Origin of the sequence: Hymenobacter ginkgonis (genome assembly GCF_009755225.1) — a bacterium.
GTDB classification, from domain to species: Bacteria; Bacteroidota; Bacteroidia; order Cytophagales; family Hymenobacteraceae; genus Hymenobacter; species Hymenobacter ginkgonis.
Genome location: NZ_WQKZ01000010.1, coordinates 85589 through 94172, shown reverse-complemented (window position 1 = coordinate 94172; position 8584 = coordinate 85589). Strand labels below are relative to the sequence as shown.

Sequence of the window (8584 nt, the reverse complement as noted above, 5' to 3'; positions counted from 1 at the left end):
CGCGCTCGTGGTGTTCACGTCCACATTCGTGAGCCGCGCCGAACGCCCGCTAAACGTGATGCAGCTTTCGTTCGACACGATGCTAGCGCCGCCTGCGGGCAACGGGAATACAGCATATATGCGGTAGCTGTACGTTTTGCCACGCGTAAGGCCCGCACCAGCGTTGTCATCTGTAAACGACGTAGCCGTAGCTGGCACCGACCCTACCTGCACGTAGCCCGCGCTGGCGGGCAGGCCCGTATCGCAGGGCCCCGGCGTGTAGGCGTAGCACCCTTCGCGACGGAAAATGAGCAGTTGGCTGGCGTTGGTGCAGGTATAATTGCTCCAGGTAACGAGACTCACCAAGCCCCGCGCCGAGGAGCTAGGCACGGCACGTACGTTCTGCGGGGGCGGCCCTACTACCGTAATGCGCACCGTTTTTTCATCAATCAAAATTGGCGAACCACTCGCCGCAGTAGGGCTATCCTGCGCCTTAAATACCACCAGGTAAGGCTGGTTAGACACTCGACTGCAATCGGGCGTCCAGCGATAAACACCGTTTACTGTGGTGCCCGTATTAGTCTGGTTGAACGTAGCCGGCGGAATGGTACCGCTGTAAGCAAACAGCGTGACGTTGGTAGCCGGGTCGGAAGTACTATTGGCGTTGTCAGTAGCCGATACGTTGAGCGTTACCGGTGTATTAGCCACCACGCACACATCGGGCGGCACCGTGAGGGTAGGCGGCAGGTTTTTGGTACCCGTCACGATAATCTGCATATCGCGGATAACCGTGCCAATCATGATACGGCCATTAGCCGTGCGGCGCCATTCTTCTACCACAAACGCGATGTTGTAAAGACCCGCTCGGCTCGGAGCGTTCCAGGTAATCTGGCCGGTTTGCGGGTCCTGCACAATAATGGCATCTTGGCCGGGCTGGCCAGCAGGTACGCCACCATACGCCACTTGCACAGCCTTGGGCAAAATGCTGGGGTCGTTGGGGTATACGTAATTAGTGCAGGTTACTGGGGAAGGCGTATTGTTTGTATTAGCCGTATTGGTGCCGCCCACCACCTGCTGGCTGGTACGCAGCCGAAATGCCAGCGAGTCGCCATCGGCATCGTAAGCCGCCGGATTGTGCAAAAACACCTGCCCTACGGCAGCACGGTCGATGGCAGGCGCTCGCAGTACCGGTGAGCGGTTGCGCCCATAAGCGGGGTTGATGGTAACACTGGTACCGATATAAAATGTCTGCCCACTCGAGTTGGACATGTTCACCACGTTGGCGTTGCGGTTTTCGCCCACAAAACTCACCTGGTACCTACCCGCGCCCGAATAAGTGTGGTCGAAGTAGTAGGTAAATATGTCCGTCTCGGCCGAGGCAATGCGCGTGGTTTGGGCCTTCGGAATACCATCTTGCCGGGTGCCATCGCCATAGTAAATAGTGACATCGGGCTGGTCTACTCCATTAATATCCCGGTACAGCGTCAGCTTGAAATAGATGTGGTTGGGGTTACCCGTAATAGTATCCACCTTGGCTTGGATATCACCGGCCCGGATGTGCGAGGCGTGCGCTACCTCAGGCCGCACCCAGCCTATTGCCAATAGCAGCAAGCCCACGACCCAGGCACCACGCCGGTGCGCCCCCAAGAGAGAGAAAAAAAATCGCATAGTTGACGGTAAAATACAGCTTATTACCCCTAAAGTACTCACCAGAGCTGACGTTGGCTAAGCCAGCAACAATATCCTCCTATCAGTGGTTGGCTAAAGTGCGAGCAGTGGTTTGGTTAACGGCCTTAGCGGCATATTGATTCACCGCTGCGCGCCAGAAAAATCGACTGCTCGTTTAATCATTCTAAATAGCGCGTATGTCGCGCGCCCTTTTTGGGAAGGCGTCCATCCGGCCCTACCTTTGGGCAGCACAAAACGACCTTTTCCCGGTTGATAAATTTATGAATTGGTTTACAAAAACCTTTACTAGCAGCATTGGGCGCAAGATTATCATGTCCTTGACGGGCTTGTTCCTTTGCTCATTTCTGGTAGTGCACCTGGTGGGTAACTTCCAACTTTTCTCCCACGACGATGGGGTAGCATTCAATACCTACTCGCACTTTATGGGCCACAACCCCATTATCCGCACTATCGAGTGGGGTTTGGTATTGGGTTTTGGCTTTCACATCTACGAAGCTTTGGTGCTGACGCAGCGCAATAAGAAAGCGCGCCCACACGGCTATGACCAATGGGAAGCCAAGCAAAATTCGGAGTGGACCTCGCGCAATATGGGCATCTTGGGTTCCATCATTTTGGTGTTCCTGATTGTGCACCTCTACAACTTCTTTTGGCGCGCGCGCTTCGGTACGCCCGACCCCGACATTAACCACAACGATAACCTGTATAAGGTGGTGGTAACATCGTTTCACCAGCTGTGGTACGTTATCCTTTACGTGGCGGCGCAGGCTAGCTTGGGCTACCACCTGTGGCACGGCTTCCGCTCAGGCTTCCAAACCTTGGGCCTGAACCACCGCAAATACATGCCCTTGATTAAGAACTTTGGCTACGCCTTTGCTGTCCTAGTTTCGGCCGGCTTCGCTTCGATGCCGCTGTATTTCTACTTGTTTACCAACGACCAGGGCGCCTTAAAAGATGGGGTAGCCGTGACGTTGCAGCATTTGACGCTCGCTTTCAACTAACGTATAGCCCACCCCTCTATGGTTCTGAACTCCAAAGCGCCCGAAGGCCCCCTGGCCGAAAAGTGGGACAAGCATAAGTTCAACGTTAAGCTCGTTAACCCCGCCAACAAGCGTAAATACGACGTGATTGTGGTGGGCACAGGGCTAGCGGGTGCTGCGGCAGCCGCTTCTCTGGCCGAGTTGGGGTATAACGTGAAGGCGTTTACCTACCACGATTCGCCCCGCCGCGCGCACTCTATTGCGGCGCAAGGCGGCATTAACGCTGCCAAAAACTACCAGAACGACGGTGACTCTGTTTTCCGCCTGTTCTACGACACCATCAAGGGTGGCGACTACCGCGCCCGCGAAGCCAACGTGTACCGCTTGGCGCAGGTATCGGTCAATATTATCGACCAGTGCGTGGCGCAGGGCGTACCCTTCGCCCGCGAATACGGTGGACTCCTTGCTAACCGCTCGTTTGGTGGCGCGCAAGTAAGCCGCACGTTCTACGCCCGCGGTCAAACCGGACAGCAGTTGCTACTAGGTGCCTATTCGGCCCTGAGCCGGCAAATTGCCTACGGCAAAGTGAAGATGTATACCCGCTCGGAAATGCTCGATGTGGTAGTAGTGGACGGTAAGGCCCGCGGCATCATCACGCGCAACCTCATTACGGGCGAAGTGCAGACCCACGCGGCTCATGCGGTGGTGCTAGCTACGGGTGGCTACGGCAACGTGTTTTACCTCAGCACCAACGCGAAGTATTGCAACGTGACGGCTCCTTGGCGTGCGCACAAGAAAGGCGCCTACTTTGCCAATCCGTGCTTTACGCAGATTCACCCGACCTGCATCCCGGTATCGGGCGACTACCAGTCGAAGCTTACGCTGATGTCGGAGTCGCTGCGCAACGATGGCCGCGTTTGGGTGCCGAAGACCAAGGAAACCGCCGAGCGCTTGCGCAAAGGCGAAATCAAAGTACAAGACATCAAAGAAGAGGACCGCGACTACTTCCTAGAGCGCAAGTATCCCGCTTTTGGTAACCTCGTACCCCGCGACGTAGCCTCGCGCAATGCCAAGCAGATGTGCGACGAAGGACGGGGGGTAGGGTCTTCGGGCCTAGCCGTATACCTTGACTTTGCCGACATCATTAAGCGCACCAGCGCCGAAGCAGTGAGCCAGAAATATGGCAACCTGTTTGAGATGTACGAGAAAATTACCGACGAGAATCCATACGAATTGCCTATGCGCATTTACCCGGCGGTGCACTACACCATGGGCGGCCTGTGGGTTGACTACAACTTGCAAACAACCATCCCCGGCCTCTACGCTGCGGGCGAGTGCAACTTCTCGGACCACGGCGCTAACCGCCTCGGCGCTTCGGCTCTCATGCAGGGCTTGGCCGATGGCTACTTCGTGATTCCGTATACCATTGGCGACTACCTGGCCCAAACGGCTCCTACCCCCGTCAATACCGACCACCCGGCTTTTGCGGAGGCGAAAGCTGGAGTACAAGCCCGCACCGAGCAATTGCTCAGCATTAACGGCAACCGCACGCCGGACGAGTTCCACAAGGCGCTGGGCCATGTAATGTGGGAGTATTGCGGCATGGCTCGCAATGCCGAAGGCTTAAAGCACGCCAAAGCAGAAATCCAGAAGCTCCGCCGCGAGTTCTGGCAAGATGTGAAGGTGGTAGGCACTGGGGAGGAGATGAACCAGGCTTTGGAGAAAGCTGGCCGCGTGGCTGACTTCCTCGAGCTTGGCGAATTGATGGTAGACGATGCCCTCGACCGCAACGAAAGCTGCGGTGGCCACTTCCGCGAAGAATACCAAACTCCTGAAGGTGAGGCCCTGCGCGATGACGACCACTACGCCTACGTAGCCGCTTGGGAATACATGGGCGACAACCAGCCCGAGCGCCTCAACAAGGAAGATTTGGTGTTCGAGAACGTAAAACTCACGCAGCGCAGCTACAAATAACTAATTAAAAGTTATGAATTAGGAAGTAGAAATTGAGCTTTAGTACCCTTCTTATGGCCCGCTAACTCATGATTTCTACTTCCTGATTTTTAATTCAACTGATATGGCCGGTAGTAACCCCAACGCTAAACCAATGAACCTCAAGCTGCGCGTGTGGCGGCAGCCCAATCGCCAGACCGAAGGCCGCATTGTGGAGTACGATGTGAAAGACATTTCGCCCGACATGTCTTTTCTGGAAATGCTTGATGTGCTGAATGAGGACTTGCTGCACAAAAGCCAGGACCCGGTAGCCTTCGACCACGATTGCCGCGAAGGCATTTGTGGCTCGTGCGACTTGTTTATCAACGGCCGCTCGCACGGCCCGGAGAAAGGCACTACCACGTGCCAGCTGCACATGCGCAAGTTTTCGGACGGTGATACCATCACCATCGAGCCTTGGCGCGCAAACGCCTTCCCGGTAAATAAAGACTTGAGTGTTGACCGCTCGGCGTTCGACCGCATCATTCAGGCGGGCGGCTACGTGAGTGTGAACACCGGCGGCGCACCCGATGGCAATGAGATTCCTATTCCGAAGGATATTGCCGACCGCGCTTTCGAGGCTGCTACTTGCATCGGTTGTGGTGCCTGCGTAGCGGCTTGCAAAAACGCCTCGGCTATGCTCTTCGTGAGCGCTAAAGTATCGCAGTTGGCCTTGCTGCCCCAAGGGCAGGTAGAAGCCAAAACCCGCGTGGAGAACATGGTGGCTCAGATGGATATTGAAGGCTTCGGTGCTTGCTCAAACATTGGTTCGTGCGCTGCCGAGTGCCCAGTAGGTATCTCGCTTGAAAATATAGCCATTCTGAATCGCGAGTTCTTGGTTGCAAAAGCGGCTTCCAACAATTTGGCGTAATTTCTTTGCTTACCAATTGCGTAAAAAGGCGCGGCAGTACCTCTGCCGCGCCTTTTTTTATGCACTGGCATAAGTCCACAGTTTGCTACGGCCAAGGTGCTGATATGAAGCTGCCTACCCCTGCCCTAGCAAGAGAGGGGTAGGCAGCCTAGTGGCTTGTAGCAGTAGCATTTAGTAGCGCAGGCAGACTTTAACAGTCAACTTCATGGCAAAAAAGGAGTTTAGCGATAAAGCAGTTATTTTCATTTCCACCTAATCCCTTTCCCTCCCATGGGTATTACACTCGAACAAGCTCAAAAAGCTGTGCAGGCAGCTCACCAAAAAGCCCTAGCTATGGGCGTAAAAATGAATATCGCGGTGGTTGATGCCGGTGCCAACCTCACGGCATTCGCCCGCATGGACGACGCGTGGCTTGGCTCGCTCGACATCTCCATTAAGAAGGCCAAAACGGCGCGCTTCTTCGATATGCCCACCGGTGATTTGGGCAAAGCTTCGCAACCCGGCGGCCCGCTCTACAACATCGAACATTCCAACGGCGGCCTCATCACCTTCCCCGGCGGCATTCCTATTAAGGATGGCAGCGGCACAATAATCGGCGCCATCGGCGTATCAGGCAGCACTGTAGAAGATGACCATGAGGTAGCTGAGGCGGGCCGCCAGGCAGTAGCGGGCCAGTAGTATTTTCCTGTTGGGTCCCTAAAAAAGCCGTCCGAATAGATAGGACGGCTTTTTTAGGGACCCAACAGGAAAATAAGAGTAGGACCTCCCCTACCCGCTGTTAATTCTAGCACCGTCTTACCGACTCAACCGGCGCCGACACTCTGCCTCGTATACCCGCAGGCCCAGTGCCCGCAGAAAGGGCAAGCCTATGGTATCGTACTCATACTTATCATCGTTGAGTACGCCGTCGGCGTTGACGTAGAGGGTAGCAGCAAGAAAAAACTCGACGCCGTGCGCGGCGTCCAGCACGTAGGCATTATCAAGTAAGAAGCCGTAGGCTTGCCCGATTTTGTTGAATACTTGCACACCCGGCGGCAAGCGGCCCTGGCCCCCGCCGCCCAGCAAGAACTTGGCATAGGTAGCGGGATAGTGCAGCGAGTCGTAGCGCGGCGACTGGCTTTGGGCGGGCGTTTGGCTAAGTGCCTCGCGCAGGCGTGCATAGTCGGCGGCCGTTAGGTGCAGGCGGTGGCGAGGGGGTAGGGATTCGGGCAGCACTACAGCTTGCAGCATACGCTGCAAATCGCGCAGGGCAAATACATTTTTCTGGCTGAGGTCGAGCGGCTGGGGCACGCGCTGGTTCTGCGCATCCACGTAGGCCTGCCCCACGTGCAAGCTAGCGGCGCGCACCCGTGCTGGGGGTAGTGGCCCAGCCCAGTAAGCCGCTGGCTGGGTATACAGAAGCTGCCGACCCGCTGTGTCGGCAAAAAACCGGATGGGATTGGTGTGGCGCGTGCCGGGCGCTTGGTCGCCCACGGCTAAGCGATGCACCAGCCGGGCGCGGCGTAAACCCAGACGGCGCAGCCCAGCGTTCAATTCCTGCGGACCTACGAACTCATAGAGACGGTTGTACGCATCGTTATCGCTCACCAACAAGGCCTTGCGCAAGTAGTGGCCGATACTGGGCCGGCCCGTGGCGGCGCTGGTGTCGCGCCACGCGCGGGTTTGGCCCGCAAAAGCCGAGTCGGTGCGCATGGGCAAGTCGGCAGTGAGCGAGAGGGTAGGCGGCAGGCGATGCAGTTTTTCGAGCGCTAAGGCAGCTGCGGCCAGCTTCACGGCACTAGCCGGGTAGAAATAAGCGCGGGGCCGCAGCCGGTAGGTAATGGGTTGGCTGAGATGAGGCAGGCCTCGCGCATCGCGCCGCACCTGTACTAAACTAATTTGCAAGTGATAATACCCAGGCCGCGCCAATACGCGGTTTAGCCCGGTGGTATCGGCGGAAGGGGGTAGCAGGTGGCGTGGCAAGTGAGGCTGCGCCCGCGCCGCGCCAGTACCCAGCCAAAACACAGCGGCCGCAAGCCTATATTTCCTGGCGTTCATGGCAGCAAAATACTCAGTTGAGTTTAGTGCTAATGCTTTTTAGCCGGCTCAGCGGCCAGCTTTGCGGCGGCATTTTCTAGTTCTTTCTGCTGCAACTCCGCCCGCGTAGTTGGCTGGATAAAGATGTGCCGCACATCTGGGTGAGCGGCCCGGATAGCCGCGCGCAACCGCGCAACCACCTGCGTAAGCTGAGCCGCGGGCAACGCGGGCGCAAACTCGACGGGCAGCACCACTAGTATTTCGTGGGGGCTGAGGTACGACGAAAGTGGCGGAGCAGTATACACAATATCGGGCTCGTTGCACGCTAGGTCCGTCACTTGCTGAAGCAGTTTCAACTCAGCGGGCTCGCCTAGCAGCAGGCTTTTGGTTTCGCGCAGCAGCAACACCGCCACTACCAACAGCAGCCCGCCGATGAGGATGGAGGCCACGCCATCGAGCACCGGTTTATGAAGCCAATGGCTGAGGAAAACGCCCAAAAAAGCGATGAGCAGCCCCAGCAAATCGGAGGCATCCTCGAAGAGCACTACAAAAACCGACGGGTCTTTGCTAGCGCGGAAAGCCGCCCAAAATGGCTGCTTGCCACGCTGGGCATTGAAGGTGCGGCGTGCCACCAAAAACGAAGCACCATCGAAGCAGAAAGCCAGGCCCAGCACCACGTAGTTCCAGGTAGGGTCGCCGAGGGGCGCGGGGTGGTTCAGGTGCTCGTAGCCCTCGTACAGCGAAAGGCCGCCGCCAATGGCAAAGATGAACACGGCCACCATAAAGGCCCAGAAGTATAGTTCGCGGCCGTAGCCGAAGGGCCGGTGCGCGGTGGCCGGCTGCTTGCTGGCGCGCAGCCCCAGTAGCAGCAGCCACTCATTGGCCGTATCGACGAGCGAATGAATGCCCTCCGATAGCATGGCCGAGCTGCCCGTGAACCACGCCGCCACAAACTTAATTGTAGCAATGGCCAGGTTGGCCGCCAGTGCGGCCACAATGGCGGTTTTGGATTGGGGCGCGTCGGTATCAGGCACGAATACGAGGGCTTCGGAGGCAGGGG

6 protein-coding genes and 1 pseudogene are annotated in these 8584 nt (G+C 56.9%); 4 read left to right on the top strand and 3 right to left on the bottom strand.

Annotated elements, in window-relative coordinates:
- Positions 1 to 1647, bottom strand: a pseudogene (locus GO988_RS22915) (hypothetical protein); the annotation flags it as partial.
- 281 nt (positions 1648 to 1928) lie between these two features.
- Here GO988_RS22915 and GO988_RS22910 point away from each other — a divergent pair.
- The 4 genes from GO988_RS22910 (at position 1929) to GO988_RS22895 (ending at position 6186) form a co-directional block, all read left to right on the top strand.
- Positions 1929 to 2666, top strand: coding sequence for a succinate dehydrogenase cytochrome b subunit (locus tag GO988_RS22910; RefSeq protein ID WP_157569961.1), 738 nt, complete (start codon positions 1929 to 1931; stop codon positions 2664 to 2666).
- An 18-nt stretch (positions 2667 to 2684) separates the two neighbouring features.
- Positions 2685 to 4619: a fumarate reductase/succinate dehydrogenase flavoprotein subunit gene (locus GO988_RS22905; RefSeq protein ID WP_157569960.1), complete on the top strand. Its 1935-nt coding sequence runs from the start codon at positions 2685 to 2687 to the stop codon at positions 4617 to 4619.
- Between the two features lie 133 nt (positions 4620 to 4752).
- On the top strand, positions 4753 to 5508 hold the full coding sequence (locus GO988_RS22900) for a succinate dehydrogenase/fumarate reductase iron-sulfur subunit (protein ID WP_157569970.1): 756 nt from the start codon (positions 4753 to 4755) through the stop codon (positions 5506 to 5508).
- 270 nt (positions 5509 to 5778) lie between these two features.
- Positions 5779 to 6186, top strand: coding sequence for a GlcG/HbpS family heme-binding protein (locus tag GO988_RS22895; RefSeq protein ID WP_157569959.1), 408 nt, complete (start codon positions 5779 to 5781; stop codon positions 6184 to 6186).
- A gap of 117 nt (positions 6187 to 6303) precedes the next feature.
- Here the strand turns inward: GO988_RS22895 and GO988_RS22890 are convergent, their stop codons facing one another.
- Both GO988_RS22890 and GO988_RS22885 read right to left on the bottom strand, forming a co-directional pair.
- Entirely contained in the window at positions 6304 to 7545 is a 1242-nt protein-coding gene (locus tag GO988_RS22890) for a serine hydrolase (protein WP_157569958.1), read from the bottom strand.
- A gap of 29 nt (positions 7546 to 7574) precedes the next feature.
- Complete coding sequence (locus tag GO988_RS22885) at positions 7575 to 8558, bottom strand: cation diffusion facilitator family transporter (RefSeq protein ID WP_317164960.1); 984 nt, start codon at positions 8556 to 8558, stop codon at positions 7575 to 7577.
- Positions 8559 to 8584 lie beyond the last annotated feature (26 nt).

What these genes read in the sequence shown, in the direction of transcription:
- GO988_RS22900 (WP_157569970.1), top strand. Translation starts at nt 4,753, where the DNA reads ATGAACCTCAAGCTGCGCGTGTGGCGGCAGCCCAATCGCCAGACCGAA.
- GO988_RS22910 (WP_157569961.1), top strand. Translation starts at nt 1,929, where the DNA reads ATGAATTGGTTTACAAAAACCTTTACTAGCAGCATTGGGCGCAAGATT.
- GO988_RS22905 (WP_157569960.1), top strand. Translation starts at nt 2,685, where the DNA reads ATGGTTCTGAACTCCAAAGCGCCCGAAGGCCCCCTGGCCGAAAAGTGG.
- GO988_RS22895 (WP_157569959.1), top strand. Translation starts at nt 5,779, where the DNA reads ATGGGTATTACACTCGAACAAGCTCAAAAAGCTGTGCAGGCAGCTCAC.
- GO988_RS22890 (WP_157569958.1), bottom strand. Translation starts at nt 7,545, where the DNA reads ATGAACGCCAGGAAATATAGGCTTGCGGCCGCTGTGTTTTGGCTGGGT.